Raw genomic sequence first — 22,557 nt, 5'->3', positions numbered from 1 at the left:
GGGTGGCCCTGCACTTCCTGACGGAGGACGCCGCGACGGCGGCCGTGGGCGCGCTCGTCACGCTCACGGGCTCCGAGGCGCATCACGCGGCCATGGTCCGCCGGGTCCGCCCACAGGAGCAGGTCACGCTCGGCGACGGCGCCGGCGTGTGGCTGACCGGGGAGTGCACGCTCGTCGAGCCGAAGCGGGTCGAGGTGCGGATCACCGCGCGCGAGCAGATCCCCGCCCCGACCCCGCGGATAGTGCTCGTGCAGGCTTTGGCCAAGGGCGACCGCGACGAGCTCGCCGTGCAGGCGGCCACCGAGCTCGGCGCCGACGAGATAGTGCCGTGGCAGGCCTCCCGCAGCGTCTCGCGGTGGCTCCCCGGCAAGGCGGACAAGGGCCGCGCGCGCTGGCAGACGATCGTGCGCGAGGCGGCCAAGCAGGCGCACCGCGCGTGGGTGCCGCGCGTGGCCGAGGTCGTCCCGACGAGCGGGATCGCGGCGCGGGCCGCGGCATCCCGGGTCCTCGTGCTCGAGCCGACCGGGACGGTGCGACTGACCGCGGTCGAGTTCGACGCGTCGGACGGACGGGATGTCGTGCTCGTGGTCGGCCCGGAGGGCGGCATCGCGCCCGAGGAGCTGACGGCGCTGACGGATGCCGGTGCCACCGTGGTCGCCCTCGGCGACACCGTGCTGCGCACCTCGACCGCCGGGCCCGCCGCCCTCGCCGTCGTCAGCACGCTCCTCGGCCGCTGGTGAACACCGCGCGGTCCCGTCCCCACGCACAGCCAGCGACGTGAAACATAGACTGGAGCAATGAGCGAGCCTTCGATCTTCACGCGCATCCTGGACGGCGAGATCCCGTCGGACATCATCGCGGAGACCCCCACGCTGTTCGCGATCCGCGACATAGCGCCGAAGGCCCCCGTGCACCTGCTCGTGATCCCGAAGACCGCGCAGTACCGGGATGTCACCGAGCTCGCCGCCGGCGACCCGGGGCTTCTCGCGGAGATCGTCGAGCTCGCGAACACGCTCGCGGCGGAGCACTCCGACGGCGACTTCCGGCTCGTGTTCAACACCGGCGCGAACGCCGGCCAGACGGTGTTCCACGTGCACGCGCACGTGATGGCCGGGGGACTGGACGAGAAGAGCATGAATGCCGGATGACGCACCCGCCGTCGAGCGGATCTACGCCGACGGTGTCGCGATGGTGCAGCTGCTGGGGCCGCAGGACCGCCTCCTGCGGGTCGTGGAGCGCGAGCACCCCGATGTCGACGTCCACGTGCGCGGCAACGAGATCACTATCACCGGGGCCGCGGCCGCCGTCTCCGCCGCCCGCGCCCTTGTCGAGGAGCTGCTGCAGATGACCCGCGCCGGGCAGGGACTGGATCCCGTGGATGTCGTCTCCTCGAACCGGATGCTGCAAAGCGACGGCGGCCTGCGCCCCTCCGAGGTTCTCGGCGAGGCCATCCTCACCTCCCGCGGCAAGGTCATCCGCCCGAAGACCGTCGGTCAGAAGGCGTATGTCGACGCCATCGACGAGAACACCATAGTGTTCGGGATCGGTCCGGCCGGCACCGGGAAGACGTATCTTGCGATGGCGAAGGCCGTGCAGGCGCTGCAGCGCAAGGAGGTGAGCCGCATCATCCTCAGCCGTCCTGCGATCGAGGCGGGCGAGCGGCTCGGCTTCCTGCCCGGCACGCTCACGGACAAGATCGACCCGTATCTGCGCCCGCTGTACGACGCGCTGAACGAGATGATGGACCCCGAGCTTGTGCCCAAGCTCCTGGCCACCGGCACCATCGAGGTGGCGCCGCTGGCGTATATGCGTGGCAGGACGCTCAACGACTCGTTCGTCGTGCTCGACGAGGCGCAGAACACCACGCCCGAGCAGATGAAGATGTTCCTCACCCGGCTCGGGTTCGGCACCCGGATGGTCGTCACCGGCGACATCACGCAGGTCGACCTGCCGCAGGCGGCCTCCGGGCTGCGGCTGGTGACCCGGGTCCTGAAGGAGATCGACGACATCCACTTCACCTACCTGACCAGTGACGACGTCGTCCGGCACACGCTCGTGGGCAGGATCGTGGACGCGTACACCGAGTACGACGAGCGGCGCTTCGCGGCGCGGCGCGAACGCGACGAGGCCGAGGAGTTCGCGAACCGCGCCGAACGGCGCTCCGTCGCGCGCGTGCACGGCGCGCGCGACCACATGCCGAAACGAGGACGATCATGACGGTCGAGATCACGAACGAATCCGGCGTCGCGGTCGACGAGGCCGTCCTGCTGCGGCTCATGGAGCACAACCTCGCCGAACTGCACGTCAGCCCCGACGCCGACGTGGCGGTCCTGCTCGTGGACGAGGGCGCCATGGAAGCCCTGCACGTGCAGTGGATGGACGAGCCCGGCCCCACCGATGTGCTCAGCTTCCCGATGGACGAGCTGCGCCCGGGGACCGCGGATGTCCCGACCCCGCCGGGACTGCTCGGGGACATAGTGCTGTGCCCCCAGGTCGCCGAGTCGCAGGCCGTCGCCGCGAAGCACTCGACATTGGACGAGCTGCTGCTGCTGACCACCCACGGCCTCCTGCACCTGCTCGGCTTCGACCACGCCGAACCGGATGAGGAGCGCGAGATGTTCGGGCTCCAGCGCGACCTGCTCCTCGGCTTCCACACCGCCGAGCGACGACGACCGCACGCATGACGCCGGCCCTCCTCCTGATCGCCGCCCTGCTGCTGGTCGCGTTCGGCGGTCTGATGGCGGCGCTGGATGCTGCGATGGGCGTCACCAGCCGACAGGATCTGCTCGAGATGGCCGATCAGGACGAGCGGCGCGCTCCGCAGCTGCGCCGGATCGCCGACGACCCCGACGGGCACCTGGAGGCGATGGTGTTCATCCGGGTGCTCGCCGAGACCACCGCCGCGGTGCTGGTGACGGTCGCCTTCACCATCCTGTTCGCGAACATCTGGTGGGCGATGCTGGCGGCGGCGATCCTGATGACCGGCATCTCGTTCGCCCTTGTCGGCGCGAGCCCCCGCTCGGTCGGCCGCCGGCATGCCGAGCGCCTGCTGGCCAGGACCGCGCACATCGTCCGCGCGCTGCGCATCATCCTCGGCCCGATAGTGCACGGCCTGAGGGCGCTCGGCGACCGGGTGACCCCCGGTGGTGTGCGCGGCGCGTCGTTCGCGAACGAGGAGCAGCTGCTGAGCATGGTGGACGAGGCCGCCTCGCAGGACCTCATCGAGGAGGACGACCGCGACCTCATCCACTCGGTGTTCGACTTCACCGACACGTACGTGCGGCAGGTCGCCGTGCCACGCACCGACATGGTGACGGTGCACGCCGACAGCACCGCCCGCGAGGCCATGAGCGTGTTCCTGGAAAGTGGGATCTCCCGGGTCCCGGTGGTGGACGACGAGGCCGACGACGTCGTCGGCGTGCTTTACCTGAAGGACCTGGTCCTGGTCAGCTTCCGCGACGAGACCGGGTGGGGGGATGCCCCGGTCAGCCGGATCGCCCGGCCGCCCGTGTTCGTGCCCGAGTCGATGCGCGCCGAGACGCTGCTGCAGCAGATGAAGCGCGACGCCGTCCACGTCTGCATGGTCGTCGACGAATACGGGGCGGTGTCGGGCCTGGTCACCCTGGAGGACCTCATCGAGGAGCTGGTGGGGGAGATCGCCGACGAATACGACCCGCGCGCCGCCGAGGTGGTCGAGCTGGAGCCGGGACGGTACCGGGTGAGCTCCCGGCTCGCGGTGGACGACGTGGGCGAGCTGTTCGGACTCGAACTGGACGACGAGGACGTCGACTCGATCGGCGGGCTGCTCGGCAAGGCGCTGGGGCGCGTCCCGCAGCCGGGCGCCACCGCGGTGTACGACGGGCTGCGGCTCACCGGCGGCGCGTCGCGCGGCCGCGGCCGCGGCATCGCCACGGTGTTCGTGGAGCGGGCGGCGCAGGAGGAGGCGAAGGACCGATGAGTGAGATCCGATGCGGGTTCGTGACGTTCGTGGGACGCCCGAACGTGGGCAAGTCCACTCTCACGAACGCCCTCGTGGGCGAGAAGGTCGCCATCACCAGCGAGAAGCCGCAGACCACGCGGCGCGCCATCCGCGGCATCCTGAACCGCCCCGACGGTCAGCTGATCATCGTGGACACCCCCGGCATCCACCGTCCGCGCACCCTGCTCGGGCAGCGGCTGAACGACCTCGTCGAGCAGGTGCTCGGCGACGTCGACGTGATAGCCTTCTGCGCGCCGGCGACCGAGAAGGTGGGCCCCGGCGACCGCCGGATAGCGGCATCCCTGGACGGCTACCCGAGGGCGGTGAAGGTCGCCATCGTCACGAAGACGGATGCCGCCACCCGCGACCAGATCACCGAACGGCTCATCGAGGTCGACGCGCTGCGCGAGGACTGGGCTGCCGTGATCCCGCTGTCGGCGCTGACCCGCGACCAGCTGGACGTGGTCACGAGCGAGCTGCTGGCGCTCATGCCGGTCGGACCCGCCCTGTACCCGGACGGCGTCGTCACCGACGAGAGCCTGTCCGACCGGATCGCGGAGACGATCCGCGAGGCGGCGTTGGAGGGCGTGCGCGACGAACTGCCGCACTCCATCGCCGTCGTCGTGCAGGACATGGCGCCGCGCGAAGACAGCGACCTCACCGACGTGTACGCCGACATCGTCGTGGAGCGCGACAGCCAGAAGGCGATCATCATCGGGCACAAGGGCAGCCGGCTGCGGGATGTCGGGGCTCGCGCCCGCGCGGGCATCGAGCCGCTCGTGGGCACCCGGGTGTTCCTGTCCCTGCACGTGCGGGTCGCGAAGGAATGGCAGCGCGACCCGAAGCAGCTCGGGCGGCTCGGATTCTGACCCCGGAAAAGGGCCGGTGCGCGCCGGGTGTAAGCTGTGGGCATGCGCGCAGGCTTCGTGCTTCTCCTTAGCTGCCGCGACGAGTCCTCGTTCTAGGGCCTCCTCGTCGCGGAGCTTGTCGTCGGCCCGCCATCCTGACGAGAGAAGAAGCCGCATCATGGACAACAACCAGAAGCCGTCCGGCATGCCGATCCACAAGTACCGGCCGTTCCACGAACAGATCCGTGTCGAGCTGCCCGACCGCACCTGGCCGGGTGCGCGCATCACGACCGCGCCGCGCTGGTGCGCCGTCGACCTGCGCGACGGCAACCAGGCCCTGATCGACCCGATGAGCCCCGAGCGCAAACGGATCATGTTCGAGCTGCTCGTGTCGATGGGGTACAAGGAGATCGAGGTCGGCTTCCCGTCGGCGAGCCAGACCGACTTCGACTTCGTGCGCCAGCTGATCGACGAGAACCTGATCCCCGACGACGTCACGATCCAGGTGCTCACCCAGTCCCGCGCCCATCTGATCGAGCGCACGTACGACGCCATCGCGGGCGCGAAGCAGGCCATCGTGCACCTGTACAACTCCACCAGCATCCTGCAGCGCGAGGTCGTGTTCCGCACCGACAAGCAGGGCATCATCGACATCGCCCTGGAGGGCGCGCGGCTGTGCCGCGAGAACGAGAAGCGCGTTCCCGGCACCACGGTCTACTACGAGTACTCGCCGGAGAGCTACACCGGCACCGAGCTGGAGTTCGCGGCGGAGATCTGCAACCAGGTGCTGGAGGTGTTCGAGCCCACCCCCGAGCGCAAGGTCATCATCAACCTGCCGGCCACCGTCGAGATGGCCACCCCGAACGTCTACGCCGACTCGATCGAGTGGATGAACCGGCACCTCGCGCACCGCGACAACGTCATCCTGTCGCTGCACCCGCACAACGACCGCGGCACGGCCGTCGCCGCCGCCGAGCTCGGATACCTGGCCGGCGCCGACCGCATCGAGGGATGTCTGTTCGGCAACGGGGAGCGGACCGGAAACGTCGACCTCGTCACGCTCGGCGTGAACCTGTTCACGCAGGGCATCGACCCGCAGATCGACTTCAGCGACATCGACCATGTCAAGCGCACCGTCGAGTACTGCAACCAGCTGCCGGTGCCCGAGCGCACCCCATGGGGCGGCGACCTCGTGTTCACCGCGTTCAGCGGCTCGCACCAGGACGCGATCAAGAAGGGCTTCGAGGCGATGGACGCCCGCGCCGCCGCGGCCGGGGTCACCGTCGACGAGATCGACTGGGCCGTGCCGTACCTACCGGTCGACCCGAAGGACCTGGGTCGCTCGTACGAGGCCGTGATCCGCGTGAATTCGCAGTCCGGCAAGGGCGGTGTCGCGTACCTGCTGAAGACGGACCACGCCCTGGACCTGCCGCGCCGGCTGCAGATCGAGTTCTCCGGCGTCGTTCAGGCCAAGACAGACGCAGAGGGCGGCGAGATCACGAGCGACGAGATCTGGTCCGTGTTCACCGACGAATATCTGCCCTCCGACGACGCGCAGGCGCGCTGGGGCCGGTTCGAGCTGCTGAGCACGCGGATCTCCAGCGAGATGACCGGGGATGTCGCCCTGGAGGTCACGCTGCGCGACGGCGAGTCCCGGGTGCAGTCGCACGCGTCCGGCAACGGGCCGGTCGCGGCGTTCCTCGAGGTGCTGCGCGCCGAGGGCATCGACGTCACGGTGTACGACTACGTCGAGCATGCGCTCGGCTCCGGCGGCGATGCGCACGCCGCGGCGTACGTCGAGCTGCAGGTGGACGGTCGGCGCCTGTGGGGCGTCGGCATCGACGGCGACATCTCGACCGCGAGCCTGAAGGCCATAGTGTCGGGCGTGAACCGCTCGATCCGCACCCGACAGGCCGCACCGGAGCTCGCCGCCGTCTGAGCCCTGCGGATCACTTCTCCGGCCTGACGATCGGGATGGCGCTGGTCTCGACCGCCACCTTGCGGCGGTGCAGCATCCGCTGCTCGGGCAGCGACACGTCGAAGACCACGGCCAACAGCCGGATGACGGCCGTCAGCACGATGCCGGCGACCGCGGCCACGACGATCGGCACGCCGAAGGCGTGCATCGTCGCCAGCAGGACGCATCCCGCCCCGGCGGCGACGGCGTACAGCGACCCGACGTGCATGATCGCGACGGGAAGTCCCACGAGGATGTCGCGCAGGACGCCGCCGCCGACGGCCGCGCACACGCCGACGAACACGGCGGGCACGGCCGGCAGTCCGAGGGTCAGCGCCTTGCTGGTCCCGAACGCGCCGAACAGGGCGATCACGACAGCGTCCAGCCCGACGATCACCCCGTTCACGCGGGCCAGCGGCCCGGCCAGCAGCATCCCGACGAGGGACGCGGCCGTCGCGGTCAGCAGATACCAGTTGCTCTGCAGTGTGGTCGGCGTCACATTCAGCAGCAGGTCGCGGATGAGGCCGCCGCCCATCCCGACCATGATCCCGATGATCGCCACTCCGAGGAAGTCCAGGCGGCGCTGCCCGCGGAATCCGGCGGCGAACAGCGCGCCCTGTAGGCCGCCCAGGGCGACGGCGATGAGGTCCGCCCACAGCGGAATCACGAAGACGGCGTCGGTCACGCATCCATTCTGGCCGCTTGCCGGGATAATCGAGGGGTGCCCACCTACCGTGACGAAGTCGTGGTCCTGCGCACCCACAAACTGGGGGAGGCGGATCGCATCGTCACGTGCCTGAGCCGCCGCAACGGCAAGATCCGCGCGGTCGCGAAGGGGGTGCGGCGCACGTCGTCGCGGTTCGGGGCGCGCCTGGAGCCGTTCATGGTCGCCGACGTGCAGCTGTACCGGGGACGCAGCCTCGACATCGTCCAGCAGGCGGAGTCCCTCGGCGCGTACGGCGCCGAGATCGCGGTGCACTACGACCGGTACACGGCCGCCAGCGCGATGGTGGAGACCGCCGACCGGCTCAACGAGGCCGAGGCCACCCCGCAGCAGTACCTGCTGCTGGTCGGCGGGCTGCGGGCCCTGTCCCGCGGCGACCACGCCGCGCGCAGCATCCTGGACTCGTACCTGCTGCGCGCGATGGCGATGTCGGGCTGGGCGCCGGGGCTCGGCGACTGCGCCCGCTGCGGGCTGCCCGGACCCCACGGTGCGTTCGTCGCACAGCTGGGCGGCATCGTCTGCACCGACTGCGCGCCCGCCGGCTCCGTGCACGTCGATCTGACCACGACGGACCTCTTGCAGGCGCTGATCGCCGGCGAGTGGGAGACGGTGGATGCCGCCCCCGCGGCCGCGACGGCGGCGGCGTCCGGGCTCGTGGCAGCGTATGCGCAGTGGCACCTCGAGCGCGGCATCCGGGCGCTCGAGCACGTCCTGAACGACCCCGGGCCGCAGGAGGCCCGCCGGTGACGCCGAAGCCCTACACGCACAAGGACGCAGTACCGTACCGCCCCCTGGACTGGACCGGGCTGTACCCGCCCGCGTATCCGAAGGGCGCGGTGCCGAACCACGTGGCGCTCGTGATGGACGGCAACGGGCGGTGGGCCAACCGCCGGGGCCTGACCCGCATCGAGGGGCACCGCGCGGGGGAGTCGACGCTCCTGGATGTGGTGGCCGGCGCGATCCAGGCCGGCGTGCGGCATCTGTCGGTGTACGCGTTCTCGACGGAGAACTGGGCCCGCTCTCCTGACGAGGTGCGGTTCCTGATGGGGTTCAACCGCGAGGTGCTGCACCGCCGCCGCGACCAGCTCAACGAGTGGGGCGTGCAGGTGCGGTGGGCGGGCCGCCGGCCGCGGCTGTGGGGTTCGGTGGTCCGCGAGCTGGAGTACGCGCAGCGCCTCACCGCCGGCAACGACGTGCTGACCCTGACGATGTGCGTGAACTATGGCGGCCGCGTCGAGCTCATCGACGCCATGCGGTCGATCGCCGAGGACGTCGCCGCGGGCCGGCTGAAGCCCTCGGCGGTGAGCGAGAAGCTCGTGCAGCGCCGCCTGTACGTGCCGGACATGCCGGATGTCGACCTCTTCGTGCGTTCGTCGGGCGAGCAGCGCACGTCGAACTTCCTGCTGTGGGAGTCCGCGTACGCCGAGTTCGTGTTCCTGGATACGCTGTGGCCGGACTTCACCCGTGAGCACCTATGGCGCGCTATCGACGTGTACCTCGACCGCGACCGCCGGTTCGGCGGAGCCGTCGACGCACCGGACACCGCTCTCTAACGCATGCGCGGGAATACACGCGGCGCCCGGCGAGGTTGCACCCGTCGTGACTGAACCCATCACCATCGACGTCTGGTCCGACATCGCCTGCCCATGGTGCTACATCGGCAAGCGGAACCTGGAGAAGGGGCTGGCGGCGGCATCCACTGCCGAGGACGCCCCGCAGGTCGAGGTGGTGTTCCACTCCTTCGAGCTATCGCCAGATACACCCGTCGACTTCGACGGCGATGAGCTGGACTTCCTCGCCGGGCACAAGGGCATGCCGCGCGAGCAGGTGCGGCAGATGCTCGACCGGGTCACCGGCGTGGCCGCCGATGCCGGCCTGGAGTACCGGTTCGACATCCTCCAGCACACGAACACGGTGAAGGCGCACGAGCTGCTGCACTTCGCGAAGGAGCAGGGCCGCCAGCACGAGATGGCCGAGCGGCTGATGTCGGCGTATTTCACGGAGGGGCGCCACGTCGGCCGGGTCGATGACCTCGTCGAGCTCGCGGATCAGGTGGGGCTGGATGCCGCGTCCGCCCGCGATGCGCTGGAATCCGGTCGTCACCTCGACGACGTCCGTGCCGACCAGGCGCAGGCCGCCGCGTACGGCATCAACGGCGTGCCGTTCTTCGTGATCGACGGCAAGTACGGCGTGAGCGGGGCGCAGCCGCCCGAGGCGTTCACGCAGATCACCCGCCAGGTGTGGGACGAGCACCGCGCGGCGGCCGCCGAGTAGGCATCGCGCCGCGGGTGGGCTGCGCCGCGGCGCCGTTGGTGTCGCAGAAGATGCGACATCCCGTTCTGCTCAGCCGGGCAGGTTCTGCTCGATCACGGCCACGATGGCCGGGTCGTCTGGCTTGGTCTGCGGCCGGAAGCGGTGCACGGTGCCGTCGGGCGTCAGGATGAACTTCTCGAAGTTCCAGTGGATGCGCCCGCGCATGCCCTCGGGATCCGGAGCCTCCTTCAGCGCCTTGTACAGCGGCGCGGCGTCCCGGCCATTGACCTTGATCTTCTCGAACACCGGGAACGTCACCCCGTACGTCGACGAGCAGAAGTCGAGGATGTCCTCCATCGACCCGGGCTCCTGCCCCATGAACTGGTTGCACGGGAATCCGAGCACCGAGAATCCGCGCTCTCCGTACGTGCGCTGCAGATGCTCCAGCTGCTCGTACTGCGGGGTCAGCCCGCACTTGGACGCGACGTTGACGATGAGCAGCACCTTGTCGGCATCCGCCGCGAGGGTGCGGGTACTCCCGTCGGCGGTCGTGAACGGGATGTCGCGCAGTGCCGTGGTCGTCGTGGTGTCGCCCATGTTCCACAGCCTAAGCGCCTCGCGGCCACGCGGCGCGGGGTCTGGAACAATGGTCAGGTGACTGTCACCGCCGCGCCCGCGCGCACGCTGCGCATCGGGCCCATCGAGCTCGACGCGCCGGTCGTGCTCGCGCCGATGGCGGGGATCACGAACACCGCGTTCCGGCGGCTGTGCCGCGAGTACGGGGCGGGACTCTACGTCAGCGAGATGATCACGACGCGGGCGCTCGTCGAGCGCAACGCCACCACGATGCGCCTGATCCGCCACCACGAGTCCGAGTCGCTGCGCTCGATCCAGCTGTACGGCGTCGACCCGCGTACGGTCGGCGAAGCCGCCCGTATGCTCGTCGCCGAGGATCGCGCCGACCACATCGACATGAACTTCGGCTGCCCGGTCCCGAAGGTCACCCGCAAGGGCGGCGGATCGGCGCTACCGTGGAAGCTTGACCTTTTCCGCGACATCGTCACCGCTGCCGTGAGGGCCGCCGGTCCCGTGCCGGTCACCGTGAAGATGCGCAAGGGCATCGACGACGACCACCTCACGTACTTGGACGCCGCCCGCATCGCGGAGGACGCCGGCGTCTCGGCGATAGCCCTGCACGCGCGCACCGCGAGTCAGTTCTACTCCGGCAACGCCGACTGGGACGCGATCGCGACGCTGAAGGACACCATCACCTCCGTCCCGGTGCTCGGGAACGGCGACATCTGGGATGCCGCCGACGCGCAGCGGATGATGACGAAGACCGGGTGCGACGGCGTGGTGGTCGGCCGCGGCTGCCTTGGCCGTCCGTGGCTGTTCGGCGACCTCGCGCGCGCTCTCGGGAGGCCGGATGCCGCGGGAGGCGCGCCGGTGGACGCGACGCTGCGGTTCGTGGCCCGGGCGTTCCGCCGCCACGCCGAGTTGCTGGTGGAGTTCTTCGAGGACGAGGACCGTGGATGCCGCGACATCCGCAAGCACGTGGCCTGGTACTTCAAGGGCTACCCCGTGGGCGGCGATCTGCGTGCACGGCTGGCCACAGCATCCAGCCTCGCCGAGATCGACGATCTGCTCGGCGAGCTGGACCTGGATGCCCCGTATCCGGGCGCGCCCGCCGAAGGGCAGCGCGGCCGCGCGGGCACGCCGAAGCGGACCGTGCTGCCGGAGGGCTGGCTCGATTCCCGCGAGATCGGCGCCCACGCGGCATCCCTCACCGAATCGGAGGCCGACACGAGTGGTGGCTGAGGGCGGGTCCGCGGTCGAGGTCGCCCCGGGGCGGCCGAGCGGATATGACGACGCGGACGCCGCGCGGTTCTTCGGCGAGCGGCATCGCTCCCAGCGCGACGACTTCGCCCGCGACCGCGCCCGCGTCCTGCACTCCGCCGCCCTGCGGCGCCTCGCCGCCAAGACGCAGGTGCTGAGCCCCGCGTCGCCGGCCGACTTCGCCCGGAACCGGCTCACGCACTCGCTGGAGGTCGCGCAGGTCGGCCGCGAACTGGCCACGGCTCTGCGCCTGTCGCCGGACGTGGTGGACACCGCGTGTCTGAATCACGATCTCGGGCACCCGCCGTTCGGGCACAACGGGGAGCGCGCACTGAACGACTGGGCGCAGGACATCGGCGGGTTCGAGGGCAACGCGCAGACCCTGCGCATCGTCACGCGCCTCGAGCCGAAGGTGCTCGGGCCGGACGGCACCAGCTACGGGCTGAACCTGACCCGCGCGAGCCTGGATGCCACGTGCAAGTACCCGTGGACGGCCGACCGGCCTCTGCCGGACGCCGGGGGCCGGCTGAAGTTCGGCGTGTACGCGCAGGACGAGGAGATCTTCCACTGGATGCGCGCGGACGCGCCCGGGCGGGTGCGCTGCATCGAGGCGGAGGTCATGGACCTGTCCGACGACATCGCATACTCCGTGCACGACTTCGAGGACGCCGTCGTGAACGGCTACCTGGACCCGGCCCGGCTCACCGCGCCCGGCGAGCACGCGGGGCTGCTGGACGCCATCCAGTCCTGGGTGGGATACGACTTCCACCGCGACGAGCTCGAGGACGCCCTGTTCCGGCTCACGGCGCTGGGGGAGTGGCTCACCGCCTTCGACGGGTCGCGGCCGGCGCTGGCGCGGCTGAAGAACCTCACGAGCGACCTCATCGGCCGGTTCGCGCGGGCCGCGACCACGGCCACGCGCGAGGCGTACGACACGCCGGTGCTGACCCGGTACCGCGCGCATGTCGTGGTGCCGCGGGTGATCGAGGTGGAGATGGCGGTGCTCAAGGGCATCATCGGCGCCTTCGTCGTCTCGATCGAGGGCCGCAAGGCGCTGTACAAGGAGCAGCGGCGCGTGCTGGCGCGGCTCGCGGACGCGCTGTGGCGGCATCCCGAACAGCTAGATTCGGTGTTCGCCGGCGATTTCGCCGCGGCGCGGACGGATGCCGAGGCCCGGCGCGTGGTCGTCGACCAGGTCGCGAGCCTGACCGACCAGCTGGCGCTCGCCTGGCACGACCACCTGGTCGGGCCGGTGGATGCGCCCTCGCTGGGCGTCTGGGTGCCTCCGCTGCGGGTCGGCGGGCACCCTCGGCCCGGCGGGGCGCCGGAACCGTCGCACCTGCGGGGGGCGCACTGATGCCGCGGATCGCACAGGCCGACATCGACGAGGTCAAGGCGCGGATCAGCATCGCCGACATCATCGGCGAGCGGGTCGCCCTCAAGTCGGCGGGCATCGGTTCGCTGAAGGGGCTGTGCCCGTTCCACGACGAGAAGAGCCCCAGCTTCAACGTGCGGCCGCAGGTCGGCTTCTACCACTGCTTCGGGTGCGGCGAGTCGGGGGACGTGTTCACGTTCCTGCGGCAGATGGACCATCTGACGTTCACCGAGGCCGTCGAGCGGCTCGCGGCGCGGATCGGCTTCACGCTGCACTACGAGGACGGCGGGGCCGCCCCCGAGACGTCGGGACGGTCGCGGCTGTACGCGGCGAACGCCGCGGCGGCGGAATGGTTCCGCGGGCGGCTGATGACGCCGGAGGCCGACGCGGGCCGGCGCTTCCTCGGCGAGCGGGGCTTCGACGCCGGTGCGGCCGCGCACTTCGGCGTCGGCTACGCGCCGAAGGGGTGGTCGGGCCTGCTGGACGCGCTCACCGCGCAGGGGTTCACGCGCGATGAGCTGCTGGCCGCCGGACTGGTCTCGCAGGGACCGCGCGGCGTGTACGACCGGTTCCGCGGGCGCGTGATCTGGCCGATCCGCGACATCGCCGGGCAGACCCTCGGGTTCGGGGCGCGGCGCCTTTTCGACGACGACAACGGGCCGAAGTACCTGAACACCCCGGAGACCGTGCTGTACCGCAAGACGCAGGTGCTGTACGGCCTGGACCTCGCCAAGCGCGACATCTCCCGCGGCGATCCGCGGCGCGTGGTCGTGGTGGAGGGGTACACCGATGTGATGGCGTGCCACCTGGCGGGGGTGACCACCGCGGTGGCCACGTGCGGAACGGCGTTCGGGGTCGACCACATGGGCATCCTGCGCCGCGTGATCGGCGACGACGCGGCCGCCGAGGTGGTTTTCACGTTCGACCCCGACGCCGCCGGGCAGAAGGCCGCCGTGCGCGCGTTCGCCTCGACGAAGGGCCTGCAGGCGCAGAGCTTCGTGGCCGTCGGCCCGGAGGGGCTTGACCCGTGCGACCTGCGGCTGCAACGGGGGGATGCCGCGGTCCGGTCGCTCATGGACACGAAGGTGCCGATGTTCGAGTTCGTGATCGATCAGCGCCTCGCGGGGTTCGACCTGCGCACGGTCGAAGGGCGCATCGGTGCGCTGCGATCGGCGGGCCCGGTCGTCGCGGAGCTGCGCGACCCGATCGTGCGGAGGGAGTACGAGCGGGTGCTGGCGCGGCGGCTGGGCATGGACCCGGGCGAAGTCCACCGCGAGGTGGATCGGGCGGGGCGCGCCGAGAAGACGGAGCCCGCCGCGCCGCGGCATCCCGCCGGGCCGGAGACGCCGGTGGAGGCGCAGTTGCGGGTGACCGTCGCGAGCCTGCCGCGCACCGCCGACGTCGTGCTCGAACGCGATGCGCTGATGGGCTTCCTGCAGTTCGGGCACCGGGTGGACGCCGATCTGCTGCGACGGGCGATCGGGCTGCCGCTGCGGCATCCCGGTCTGGATGCCGTGCGGCAGAGCATCGCCGCGGTCCCGGACATGTCGCGGCACGGCTGGGCCGTCGGGGCGGTGTCGGCGGTGCGCGAGCCGTACCGGGGCCTGGCGGCGGAGCTGCTCACGGGGGAATTCCCCGCCCGAGACGACGACCACGCGGCCGCGTCTACGCAGGACCTCGCGCGCCGGCTCATCACGCGCGAGCTCGACGCGCGCAAGCGCGAACTGCTCGGCGAGATCCAGCGGGTGCCGGCGGAGTCCGAGCAGGGGCGCACGGTGCGGCTGCAGCTGAGGGAGCTGGATGCGGAGCGTCAGCGTCTCGTGGCCGAGTGACTCCGGTGGCGGCACGGCCCGCGGCAGGGCAGGATGAGGGCATGGCCCGCCATCGCGACGCGGATGTCGCCATTCGCTGCACAGATCTGTCGATCGGCCGGGGACCCGGCCGAGGCGCGGCATCCGTGCGCGTCGTGGACGGCGTGGACCTCAGCCTCACGCACGGTGGCGCGCTGGCGGTGCTCGGTCCGACCGGGGCGGGCAAGTCCAGTCTCGCGGCGGTACTGGCGGGTGCGCCCGGTGAGGGGCTGAGCGTCGCCGGCGGCGACGCGTGGGTGGAGGGGATCTCGGTGCGCCGGCCCGGCCGGTCACGGCGCGCGCTGACGTATCTCGTCGGGCATGTCGCCCAGGGCGAGGCGGCGCGGCTGCCGTCGCGGCTGACGGTGGAGGAGATCATCGCGTCGCCGGTGACCAGTCGGGACCGGAGGGTGAATCCGCGCGCGCTGGCGATTCGGGTCGCCGCGCTGCTCGACGAGCTCGCACTGCCGCTCGGGGTCAGCGTCAAGTACCCGTATGAGCTGAGTGCCGGCATGCGCCAGCGGGTCGCGTTCGCGAGGGCGCTCATGCTCGATCCGCGGGTGCTCATCGCCGACGACCTTTTCGCCAATCTCGACGTGCAGGCGCGGGCGGCGGTGGCAGATGCGGTCATCCGTCGCCGCAGGGGATACGGGATGTCGACGCTGCTGATCGGCAACGACCGGGGCGGCATCGCAGCCCTCGAGGCGGAGGTGCTGGTGCTCCGCGGCGGGCACGTCGTGGCCTACGGGCGGAGCGTCGACGACGTGCTCTGGACGCCGAGTGCGCAGGCCGATCCTCGGATCATGGCGTCCTGAGCCGCGCGCGAAGTTTGCTACGATGGTCAGGCTGTCCGCGGGAACGCGGAACGTATTCCTCCATAGCTCAATTGGCAGAGCAATCGGCTGTTAACCGATAGGTTCTTGGTTCGAGTCCAAGTGGGGGAGCCACAAGCCCCGGAATCTCGATGAGGTCCGGGTGATGCCGAGACCTGGACGAGGTTGGGGCTGACACCATGGTCGCCGCCGGCGAACGCGCTGCCAGACGGCGATCAGTTCCCCGCGGCGCGAGCGCCCAGAGTCTGTGAGTCGCCCTATCATCTTGTCGCGACCGAGGTCAACCCGGTGCGCAGGATCCTTCGAAGTGTCATGCTCTTCGTGAGGGGCTGCGGTCCCGCGGTCGCACGGGGGTTCGTCCGCGGGACCGGGCTTTACGGTCACGGAGCAGGCGCTTCGAGTCGGAGAGGGCGTGTGCGCATGGATGAGTGGGCGAAATCGCGAATATCGGATCTTTGCCAGGCCACAATTCGCGAACTGCTCGTGGAACTCGAGCAGGTGGAGAAGGCACGCCAGCAGGAGGACCGCTTTCCGCTGCGCTCGCGCGAGCGGGCACTGCGGGCCGAACTCGGGCGCCGACGGCAGGAGATGGCGGCGGAGCTGCCCCGGGTGTCCGGCCTCTGACCACAAGCCCTTCGCGTCACGGTTGACTTCGCCGACCCGGTAGGCTGATCGGTCGGGTCGCGGTCCCGTTCCCGGCCCACGGCTGGGAGGACGGATCATCGACAGGTACACGGTCGCGACGGACGGCGCGTGCTCAGGCAACCCCGGCCCCACCGGCTGGGCCTGGATCGGCGAGGACGGACAGTGGGCTGCGGGCTCGCTCCCGCAGGGCACGAACAACATCGGCGAACTGCTCGCCCTGCTGAACGCCATTCGCGATCACCGGGCGGTGCGCGAGCTCACCGTGCAGGCCGACTCGAAGTACGCCATCGACACGTATCGCTCCTGGATGGACGGGCATGCGCGGCGCGGCTGGAAGACCAGCGCGGGCGCTCCGACGAAGAACGTCGACATCCTGAAGGATCTCATCGCGGAGCGCGACGCCCGGCGCGCGCACGGGCTGCCGGATGTCATCCTCGAGCACGTCCGCGGCCACGCGGGTCACCGGCTCAACAGCTGGGCCGACGAGCGCGCCGTCCGGGCCGCCGCGCACGCCGCCAAGGGCACCGAGGGCCGGTGGTCGTCGCTGGACGGCCAAGATCCGATCGACGTGGATGTCGCCCCGCCGCGCTCCGCACAGGACAAGGTCGGGCGCCGGTGAGAGCTCAGGCGTCGAGGTCGTCGACCCCGGGCGTCCAGGCCTGACCGGGGCCGCCCCACCCGCGCTTGCGGGCGATCTTCTGCGTCGTCTTCCAGTCCGCGTCGGAGAGCCGGTCGATGTAGAGAATGCCGTCGAGGTGGTCGAACTCGTGCTGCATGATCCGTGCGCGCCATCCGTCCGCCTCGATGCGCACGGGCGCACCCTCCAGGTCGGTGCCCGTGACCAGGACCTCATCTGACCGCCGCAGCGGGAACCGCTCCCCGGGGAAGGACAGGCATCCCTCGGACTCGTCGTCGGGGTCCGGGGCCCCCGGCACCAGGGGACGCATCCACAGCACCGGGTTGATGACCACGCCTCGCCACGGCACGCCGTCGTCGTCGGAGTAGGAGTACACGTACACCCGCAGCGGCACGCCGACCTGCGGGGCCGCCAGACCCACGCCGGGCGCGGCATCCATCGTCTCGAACATGTCGGCAACGAGTTGGCGGATCTCGTCGGTGATCTCGTCGATCTCCCCGGCGGGGGAGTGCAGGACGGGATCACCCATGATGCGGATCGGGAGAATGGCCACGTCTTCAGCCTAGCGACGGGTCGCCGCCGGTAATGTCGAAGCGTGACCGCGACAGGCCTGCCGCTGGCTGACGTCACCGACCAGCTGGTCGGGGTGTTCCGTGACCCCGCCATCCTGATCGGCATCCCGCTGGCCCTGCTCGGCGCGGTGTTTATGTCGTTCGGTGCCCAGTACCAGCACCGCGGCGTGACGAAGGTCGAGCGGCTCACCGGTACCAGCGGCAGCGAGGGGCTGAGCTTCCGGCAGCTGTTCGGCCTGCTGCGGCGACCGTCGTGGGTGGCCGGAACGTTCATGCTGCTGCTCGCCATCGCCTGCCAGCTCACGGCGCTCGCGTTCGCGCCGCTGATCCTGGTGCAGCCGCTGGGGGCTATCTCGCTCGTGCTCACGACGCTGCTGAACGCCCGCGTCTCGGGCCACCGCCCGACCCGGCGGTCGGTGCGGTCGATCATCGCGTGCGTCGGCGGGATCTTCGTGTTCGTCACGATCGCGGCGTTCGTGGCCACCGAGACCCCGCTCACCGAAGGGCAGCTGCTCACGGTGCTGGTGATGCTCGGCATCGTGCTGGTCGTGCTCTCCGGCAGCTGGGTGCTCGTCCGCAAGCGCGCCCACCCGCTGTTCTACATCGTGGCCTCCGGCATCCTCTACGGCTTCGTCGCGACGCTTGCGAAGATCGTGATCAAGCGCCTGCAGGCCGGGGACGTCGAGTGGATGACGGTGGTCTGCCTGGTCGGACTGGTCGCCGCAGCCGGGCTGGGCGCGTACTTCGTGCAGACCGCGTACTCGGTCGGCCCGCCGGACCTGGTGATCGCCGGCCTCACCGTGGTCGACCCGATGGTCGCGGTGGTCATCGGCCTGACCGTGCTGAGGGAGGCTGCGACCGCCGGAGCGTGGGCGTTCATCGGCTTCGGGATCGCGGGCGCCATCGCCGTGTACGGCGTGTTCTCACTGGCCCGCAACCATCCGCAGGTGCTCAGCGAGAGCCAGGAGCTGCAGATCCGCCGCGGCAGCCACGGCACCGGCTCCGGCAAGCCCGAGCGCTGAGTTCGACGACGGCGTCCAGATCCGATCATCGCGCGATGCCGGACACGGTAGGCTCTGTAGCCGAGGGGCGGTGGCCAAGCTGGTGAAGGCAGCGGGCTCATAACCCGACGATCGTGGGTTCAAGTCCCACCCGCCCCACAAACGCACTCGGCCGGCATGACCTCGAGCCTGTCTACTAACACTTCTGTGCAAAGGTGTTAGGACGACGTCGCAGTGTGTACACATCGGCGGTCCACCACCCACTGACCTCCCGGCGTCGCGGGCGGACAATGGTGCAATGAAGGTGCAGATCGTCCACATCGAATCGTGCCCGCATCGCACGGTCGCCGGTGAGCGAACTCGCTCCGCGCTCGACGCCCTGGGACATCCCGACGTCCCCGTCGAGTACGTGCTCGTGCGGAACACTGAAGAGGCCGCGGCGGTGGCGTTCGCCGGCTCGCCCACGATCCTTATCGACGGGCGTGACGCATTCGACTCCGCGGGCAGCACGCACGATCTGGCCTGCCGCGCCTATGCCACCGAGCAAGGGCTGGCGGGCGCGCCCACCCAAGGGGCGATCGAAGAGGCCATCCGCGCCCGCTTGGCGTGACAGCACGCGCCGTCACTGCTCGGCAGTAATGTGCAGAGCCCGGACATCGTTGACCACGACACCGCCCTGGCAGCGCTTCCCGCAGCAGCTCAGGGCACAGTGATCGCGGGCGTCAGCCGGGCGAGATCGTCCTCGATGCCGATCGGGACCACCCGCACCTGCCCGGACAGCGCCACGGCGCGGCCGCGCAGGAGCCCAGCCTTGCAGGCGCCGAACGTGACGGTCACGTCGGCAGCCAGCACGACGGGGTCGGGCACGGTGCCATCGTCGGGATGGATTCCGCTCGGGATGTCGACAGCCACCACCCTAGGACGATCGGCCTGCTCGAGGATGGGCAGGATCGCCGCGACCACCTCGCGGCCGCGTCCCCGCAGCGCCGGGCTCGCCGCGGCCCCGGTACCGAGGATGCCGTCGACGACGACGTCGGACGCGGCGGCCAGCTCCGCGGCATCCTCCGCGGGCGACACCCGAGCTCCGGCTGCGACGGCGTCGGCCAGTGCCGCCTCGTGCACGCGCGAGCCGACCTCGATGATCCGGACGTCGCAACCGGAGGCCGCCAAATGCGCGCCGGCGAACAGGGCGTCGCCCCCGTTGTTCCCGGAGCCCACCAGCAGGAGGACCCGCGTTCGTCCGGTCAGCACATCCCGCACCGCGGCGGCCAGGCCGAGGGCGGCACGGGCCATCAGCGGCTCGCCCGCCGCCAGATGCGGCGCCTCGGCATCCCGCACCTGCCGTGCCGTGTAGCCGTGCCTCATGTCGTCACCGGCGCCACACTATCGCGCAGCGCCGGTGACGGCAGTCAGTTCTCGACGTCGCCGCGCCAGGACCCGGTCTCGGCGCCGCGGCTCTCGATGAAGTCCTTGAAGTTGTCGAGATCCTTCTTGATCGCGTGGTCGTCGATGCCGAGCATCGCTCCCGCGCTCTCCACGAACCCCTCGGGTTGCCAGTCCAGCTGTACGGTGACCCGCGTGGCCGCGGGGGAGAGGCGGTGGAACGTCACCACGCCGCCCTGATCCTCGTCGCCGCCCACGCTGTGCCACGCGACCCGCTCGTCGGGATGCTGCTCGGTGATGCGGGCGTCGAACTCGCGCTCGGCGCCGCCGATCTTCACCCGCCACCGGGTGAGGGTGTCGTCGATCTGCCGGATGGATTCGACGAAGCTGAGGAAGCGCGGGAAGTCTTCGAACTGCGTCCACTGGTTGTACGCGACGTCCACGGGCACGTCGACGTCCACGCTTGCGGTGACCTGGGCCATGTCCACTCCTTCGACTCGGTATCGCCGCCACGCTAGGCGTGCGGGGCGGTCCGGGCCGAGGGGATTGTCCTCGCGCGGGCGGCTCCGTATGATGCCCGCGCCACGTCGCGATGCCGCGCTACATCGCCGCGCCGATGTACGAGTACTTCACGAACACCTCGTGGGCGATGCCGGCTTCGTCGAGCACCCCCTGCACGGCGGTCAGCATGTACTTCGAGTCCCAGCCCATGTAGAGGAACGTCGTCTCATCCAGTTCGTCCCACTGGCCGTTCCACGCCTTCGCCGGGAACAGCGGGCCCCCGCGACGCGTGCTGTACGCCACCACGTCGGCCCGGGCGTCTGCCCAGAGCCGGCGGAACACGCGATTGAACAGGTGCCGGACGTCGTGCACCTCCCAGTGCTCGCCACGGTACTCGACGTAGTCGAACTCGCGCTCCCATCCGCGCGGCCAGCCGCGGCGCCGCTTGGCGTCCAGGACCGGGGTGAGACCGTCATCGTCGATCAGTGTCGTCGCCGGGCGTCGCCAGATAGACAGCAGACGGTCGGTGAGGGCGGCGGTCCTGGCGGCGATCGCGGCGGTGCCCCAGCCGTCCTGTTCCGCGAGGTCGCGGGTGATCGGGATGCCGCTGGCGGCATACACCCGCCTCTTGGCGGGGAACGACGCGCCGAAAACGCGCTCGGCGAGAGGCTGCTCGATCACCGTCAGGTTCCCGAGCGACTGCGCGAGCGCCCGATGGCTGTTCTGCTCGTCGTCGGTGAGCTCCTTCCAGACCCGGATGCCGTCCCCGCTCCAGCCGTCGGACGGCGCAAGAGGGAAGACGTGCTCGACGTCGAGGTCCGCAGGTGTCTGCACGCCGGCGATCCGCCCGAGCACATACGCGGCATGCGGGAGATCGCCGTACTTCACCGCGACGCGGATCCGCTCGTCCGACGGCGTGATCCGCGAAATGGCGTGCACGAGGGCATCCTGCCCCTGTCGGCGCGCGCGGCACAGCCGCGCCGCCAGGCGGTCGTTGCCGAGGCCGACGATCTCGCGTCGCAGCAGCAGGGCCTGCACGTTCTCAAGCAGGTCGATGAACGCGCCGCGGTCGATCGCGCCCGTGCGGTGGTCGTGGTATGCCCGCAGCACGAGGGGGTACATCCCGCGGCCGAACGTGTTCACGTACGACAGCTGCCGCGAGATCTCGGAATCGGCCTCCTGCGTGGGGTCGAGGAGGATGCCGTACAGCTGCGAGAACTCGACCCATCGAGCCGCCTGCGTCCGCAGTGTGTCCACGTCCACGCGCGGGACCTGTGCGCGGAAAGCGTCGTACACGCCGCGCTCGCCGGCGACGGTCACCTCGCGTCCCGTGGTCATGATCAAGTAGTGCCGCCAGAATCCGGCGATCTGCTCACCGGTGGCACGTTCGATGGGCATCCAGAACTCGTCCTCGACCTGGGTCTGCTGCTCGTGCGTGAGCCCCATCAGGATGTAGTTGTGGATCAGCTCATGGTCGCGCAGCGGCTCGCCGGTCGAGTTGAGGCTCTCGAAGATCTGCTGGGCGTTCGCGCCGGCGCCGAGCGTGATGGACACGTGCTCGAGCTTCTGGATGCCGTGCCAGATCCGCGGCGCCTCCTCGGGCCCCACCTGGCTGCGGAAGAACGCGTAGTTGTCGTCGAAGCGCGACTCGGGCCGGCGTTGCGCGCGGTCCAGGACGACGTCCTGGAACACGTCGGCCCATTCCCTATGCGGCCGCAGCTTCGTGCGCGCGGTGTCCTCGGCGCGCACGAGCACCCGCTGCAGCTGCGCGGCCAGTTCGGGGTCGGCATCCCGCACCGTGTGGTGGACGGCGGCGATCAGCAGCATGAGCGTCGTGATCCGTTGCTGCCCGTCGATGAGGATAAGGTCGGAGGCTTCGGCGTCGGAGGCCGGGGCGGAGAGGATCGAGCCGATGAAATGCATCGTGCGCGCGTCGGTGTCGGCGACGGCGCGCACGTCCGCCAGCAGCTGCTCGCACCCGCCGATGTCCCAGCGGTACTGCCGCTGATACACCGGCACGACGATGGCGGTCTCGGGCTGGGAGAGCCAGGCGATCGTGTTGACGGCGGTGGCCTCGACGTTGGTGGCGCTGCCCATGCTGAGATCCTCTTCCTCCCGCGGCGCACAGGCGCCCGCTCTACTCTAGGCGCGCGACGCCCCGCG

24 protein-coding genes and 2 tRNA genes are annotated in these 22,557 nt (G+C 70.5%); 20 read left to right on the top strand and 6 right to left on the bottom strand.

Features of this window, described 5'->3' with window-relative positions; all coding sequences use genetic code 11:
* Positions 1 to 2: 2 nt before the first annotated feature.
* The 7 genes from GH740_RS11060 (at position 3) to leuA (ending at position 6,766) form a co-directional block, all read left to right on the top strand.
* Complete coding sequence (locus tag GH740_RS11060; protein ID WP_367641492.1) at positions 3 to 740, top strand: 16S rRNA (uracil(1498)-N(3))-methyltransferase; 738 nt, start codon at positions 3 to 5, stop codon at positions 738 to 740.
* A 57-nt stretch (positions 741 to 797) separates the two neighbouring features.
* Positions 798 to 1,148: an HIT domain-containing protein gene (locus GH740_RS11055; RefSeq protein WP_153746154.1), complete on the top strand. Its 351-nt coding sequence runs from the start codon at positions 798 to 800 to the stop codon at positions 1,146 to 1,148.
* Positions 1,138 to 2,217, top strand: coding sequence for a PhoH family protein (locus GH740_RS11050; protein WP_153746153.1), 1,080 nt, complete (start codon positions 1,138 to 1,140; stop codon positions 2,215 to 2,217). Before GH740_RS11055 ends, GH740_RS11050 begins: the two co-directional genes overlap by 11 nt.
* Positions 2,214 to 2,684, top strand: a complete 471-nt coding sequence (gene ybeY, locus GH740_RS11045) for an rRNA maturation RNase YbeY (RefSeq protein WP_153746152.1) — start codon at positions 2,214 to 2,216, stop codon at positions 2,682 to 2,684. The genes GH740_RS11050 and ybeY overlap by 4 nt, the downstream gene beginning before the upstream one ends.
* Positions 2,681 to 3,958 carry a hemolysin family protein gene (locus GH740_RS11040; protein WP_153746151.1) on the top strand — a complete coding sequence of 426 codons (1,278 nt, stop codon included), beginning with the start codon at positions 2,681 to 2,683 and terminating at the stop codon, positions 3,956 to 3,958. Before ybeY ends, GH740_RS11040 begins: the two co-directional genes overlap by 4 nt.
* Positions 3,955 to 4,848 carry a GTPase Era gene (era, locus tag GH740_RS11035; protein ID WP_153746150.1) on the top strand — a complete coding sequence of 298 codons (894 nt, stop codon included), beginning with the start codon at positions 3,955 to 3,957 and terminating at the stop codon, positions 4,846 to 4,848. The genes GH740_RS11040 and era overlap by 4 nt, the downstream gene beginning before the upstream one ends.
* 157 nt (positions 4,849 to 5,005) lie before the next feature.
* On the top strand, positions 5,006 to 6,766 hold the full coding sequence (gene leuA, locus GH740_RS11030) for a 2-isopropylmalate synthase (RefSeq protein ID WP_153746149.1): 1,761 nt from the start codon (positions 5,006 to 5,008) through the stop codon (positions 6,764 to 6,766).
* Positions 6,767 to 6,776: 10 nt separating this feature from the next.
* Here the strand turns inward: leuA and GH740_RS11025 are convergent, their stop codons facing one another.
* Complete coding sequence (locus GH740_RS11025; protein ID WP_367641491.1) at positions 6,777 to 7,469, bottom strand: trimeric intracellular cation channel family protein; 693 nt, start codon at positions 7,467 to 7,469, stop codon at positions 6,777 to 6,779.
* Between the two features lie 36 nt (positions 7,470 to 7,505).
* Between GH740_RS11025 and recO the strand changes: the two genes are divergently transcribed.
* From recO to GH740_RS11010, 3 genes are read left to right on the top strand one after another with little or no spacing between them, the layout of a single operon-like run.
* Positions 7,506 to 8,255, top strand: a complete 750-nt coding sequence (recO, locus tag GH740_RS11020; protein ID WP_367641490.1) for a DNA repair protein RecO — start codon at positions 7,506 to 7,508, stop codon at positions 8,253 to 8,255.
* The gene (locus GH740_RS11015) at positions 8,252 to 9,061 is read left to right on the top strand and encodes an isoprenyl transferase (RefSeq protein ID WP_367641489.1); all 810 of its coding nucleotides are present in this window, start codon (positions 8,252 to 8,254) and stop codon (positions 9,059 to 9,061) included. Before recO ends, GH740_RS11015 begins: the two co-directional genes overlap by 4 nt.
* Positions 9,062 to 9,107: 46 nt before the next feature.
* The gene (locus GH740_RS11010) at positions 9,108 to 9,782 is read left to right on the top strand and encodes a DsbA family protein (RefSeq protein ID WP_367641488.1); all 675 of its coding nucleotides are present in this window, start codon (positions 9,108 to 9,110) and stop codon (positions 9,780 to 9,782) included.
* Positions 9,783 to 9,851: 69 nt separating this feature from the next.
* Here GH740_RS11010 and GH740_RS11005 read toward each other — a convergent pair whose 3' ends face one another.
* The gene (locus tag GH740_RS11005; protein ID WP_153746147.1) at positions 9,852 to 10,358 is read right to left on the bottom strand and encodes a glutathione peroxidase; all 507 of its coding nucleotides are present in this window, start codon (positions 10,356 to 10,358) and stop codon (positions 9,852 to 9,854) included.
* Between the two features lie 57 nt (positions 10,359 to 10,415).
* Here GH740_RS11005 and dusB point away from each other — a divergent pair, with 57 nt between their 5' ends.
* The 7 genes from dusB to GH740_RS10970 all read left to right on the top strand — a co-directional run bounded on the left by dusB (position 10,416) and on the right by GH740_RS10970 (position 16,919).
* Complete coding sequence (dusB, locus tag GH740_RS11000) at positions 10,416 to 11,579, top strand: tRNA dihydrouridine synthase DusB (protein ID WP_367641487.1); 1,164 nt, start codon at positions 10,416 to 10,418, stop codon at positions 11,577 to 11,579.
* Positions 11,572 to 12,954: a deoxyguanosinetriphosphate triphosphohydrolase gene (locus GH740_RS10995; RefSeq protein WP_367641519.1), complete on the top strand. Its 1,383-nt coding sequence runs from the start codon at positions 11,572 to 11,574 to the stop codon at positions 12,952 to 12,954. Before dusB ends, GH740_RS10995 begins: the two co-directional genes overlap by 8 nt.
* Positions 12,954 to 14,804 (top strand): DNA primase, encoded by a 1,851-nt coding sequence (gene dnaG, locus GH740_RS10990; protein ID WP_153746145.1) that lies wholly within the window; start codon positions 12,954 to 12,956, stop codon positions 14,802 to 14,804. Before GH740_RS10995 ends, dnaG begins: the two co-directional genes overlap by 1 nt.
* Before the next feature lie 41 nt (positions 14,805 to 14,845).
* Positions 14,846 to 15,637 carry an ATP-binding cassette domain-containing protein gene (locus GH740_RS10985; RefSeq protein ID WP_153746144.1) on the top strand — a complete coding sequence of 264 codons (792 nt, stop codon included), beginning with the start codon at positions 14,846 to 14,848 and terminating at the stop codon, positions 15,635 to 15,637.
* A gap of 56 nt (positions 15,638 to 15,693) precedes the next feature.
* Positions 15,694 to 15,769: transfer RNA gene (locus GH740_RS10980), tRNA-Asn, on the top strand.
* Between the two features lie 306 nt (positions 15,770 to 16,075).
* A complete protein-coding gene (locus tag GH740_RS10975) occupies positions 16,076 to 16,279 on the top strand; it encodes a hypothetical protein (RefSeq protein WP_153746143.1) in 204 nt (67 codons plus the stop codon).
* Positions 16,280 to 16,373: 94 nt separating this feature from the next.
* Entirely contained in the window at positions 16,374 to 16,919 is a 546-nt protein-coding gene (locus GH740_RS10970; RefSeq protein WP_367641518.1) for a ribonuclease H, read from the top strand.
* Between the two features lie 4 nt (positions 16,920 to 16,923).
* Here the strand turns inward: GH740_RS10970 and def are convergent, their stop codons facing one another.
* Positions 16,924 to 17,490 carry a peptide deformylase gene (def, locus tag GH740_RS10965; protein WP_367641486.1) on the bottom strand — a complete coding sequence of 189 codons (567 nt, stop codon included), beginning with the start codon at positions 17,488 to 17,490 and terminating at the stop codon, positions 16,924 to 16,926.
* Positions 17,491 to 17,532: 42 nt separating this feature from the next.
* Between def and GH740_RS10960 the strand changes: the two genes are divergently transcribed.
* The 3 genes from GH740_RS10960 (at position 17,533) to GH740_RS10950 (ending at position 19,120) form a co-directional block, all read left to right on the top strand.
* Complete coding sequence (locus GH740_RS10960) at positions 17,533 to 18,531, top strand: DMT family transporter (protein ID WP_367641485.1); 999 nt, start codon at positions 17,533 to 17,535, stop codon at positions 18,529 to 18,531.
* A gap of 64 nt (positions 18,532 to 18,595) precedes the next feature.
* Positions 18,596 to 18,669, top strand: a tRNA-Ile gene (locus GH740_RS10955).
* Positions 18,670 to 18,808: 139 nt separating this feature from the next.
* A complete protein-coding gene (locus GH740_RS10950; protein ID WP_153746141.1) occupies positions 18,809 to 19,120 on the top strand; it encodes a hypothetical protein in 312 nt (103 codons plus the stop codon).
* An 89-nt stretch (positions 19,121 to 19,209) separates the two neighbouring features.
* Here the strand turns inward: GH740_RS10950 and GH740_RS10945 are convergent, their stop codons facing one another.
* The 3 genes from GH740_RS10945 to GH740_RS10935 all read right to left on the bottom strand — a co-directional run bounded on the left by GH740_RS10945 (position 19,210) and on the right by GH740_RS10935 (position 22,491).
* Positions 19,210 to 19,875 (bottom strand): NAD(P)H-hydrate epimerase, encoded by a 666-nt coding sequence (locus tag GH740_RS10945; protein ID WP_153746140.1) that lies wholly within the window; start codon positions 19,873 to 19,875, stop codon positions 19,210 to 19,212.
* Positions 19,876 to 19,919: 44 nt separating this feature from the next.
* Positions 19,920 to 20,375: an SRPBCC family protein gene (locus tag GH740_RS10940; protein ID WP_153746139.1), complete on the bottom strand. Its 456-nt coding sequence runs from the start codon at positions 20,373 to 20,375 to the stop codon at positions 19,920 to 19,922.
* Between the two features lie 118 nt (positions 20,376 to 20,493).
* Positions 20,494 to 22,491, bottom strand: a complete 1,998-nt coding sequence (locus tag GH740_RS10935; protein WP_153746138.1) for a DUF262 domain-containing protein — start codon at positions 22,489 to 22,491, stop codon at positions 20,494 to 20,496.
* Positions 22,492 to 22,557: the final 66 nt, after the last annotated feature.

This window comes from Microbacterium sp. SYP-A9085 (assembly GCF_009649635.1).
Lineage (GTDB): Bacteria > Actinomycetota > Actinomycetes > Actinomycetales > Microbacteriaceae > Microbacterium.
This window is presented reverse-complemented; position numbering and strand designations above follow the sequence as displayed.

What these genes read in the sequence shown, in the direction of transcription:
- GH740_RS10940 (WP_153746139.1), bottom strand. Translation starts at nt 20,375, where the DNA reads ATGGCCCAGGTCACCGCAAGCGTGGACGTCGACGTGCCCGTGGACGTC.
- GH740_RS10950 (WP_153746141.1), top strand. Translation starts at nt 18,809, where the DNA reads ATGAAGGTGCAGATCGTCCACATCGAATCGTGCCCGCATCGCACGGTC.
- GH740_RS10935 (WP_153746138.1), bottom strand. Translation starts at nt 22,491, where the DNA reads ATGGGCAGCGCCACCAACGTCGAGGCCACCGCCGTCAACACGATCGCC.
- GH740_RS10985 (WP_153746144.1), top strand. Translation starts at nt 14,846, where the DNA reads ATGGCCCGCCATCGCGACGCGGATGTCGCCATTCGCTGCACAGATCTG.
- GH740_RS10975 (WP_153746143.1), top strand. Translation starts at nt 16,076, where the DNA reads ATGGATGAGTGGGCGAAATCGCGAATATCGGATCTTTGCCAGGCCACA.
- GH740_RS11040 (WP_153746151.1), top strand. Translation starts at nt 2,681, where the DNA reads ATGACGCCGGCCCTCCTCCTGATCGCCGCCCTGCTGCTGGTCGCGTTC.
- era (WP_153746150.1), top strand. Translation starts at nt 3,955, where the DNA reads ATGAGTGAGATCCGATGCGGGTTCGTGACGTTCGTGGGACGCCCGAAC.
- GH740_RS11055 (WP_153746154.1), top strand. Translation starts at nt 798, where the DNA reads ATGAGCGAGCCTTCGATCTTCACGCGCATCCTGGACGGCGAGATCCCG.
- GH740_RS11005 (WP_153746147.1), bottom strand. Translation starts at nt 10,358, where the DNA reads ATGGGCGACACCACGACGACCACGGCACTGCGCGACATCCCGTTCACG.
- GH740_RS10945 (WP_153746140.1), bottom strand. Translation starts at nt 19,875, where the DNA reads ATGAGGCACGGCTACACGGCACGGCAGGTGCGGGATGCCGAGGCGCCG.
- leuA (WP_153746149.1), top strand. Translation starts at nt 5,006, where the DNA reads ATGGACAACAACCAGAAGCCGTCCGGCATGCCGATCCACAAGTACCGG.
- GH740_RS11050 (WP_153746153.1), top strand. Translation starts at nt 1,138, where the DNA reads ATGCCGGATGACGCACCCGCCGTCGAGCGGATCTACGCCGACGGTGTC.
- dnaG (WP_153746145.1), top strand. Translation starts at nt 12,954, where the DNA reads ATGCCGCGGATCGCACAGGCCGACATCGACGAGGTCAAGGCGCGGATC.
- ybeY (WP_153746152.1), top strand. Translation starts at nt 2,214, where the DNA reads ATGACGGTCGAGATCACGAACGAATCCGGCGTCGCGGTCGACGAGGCC.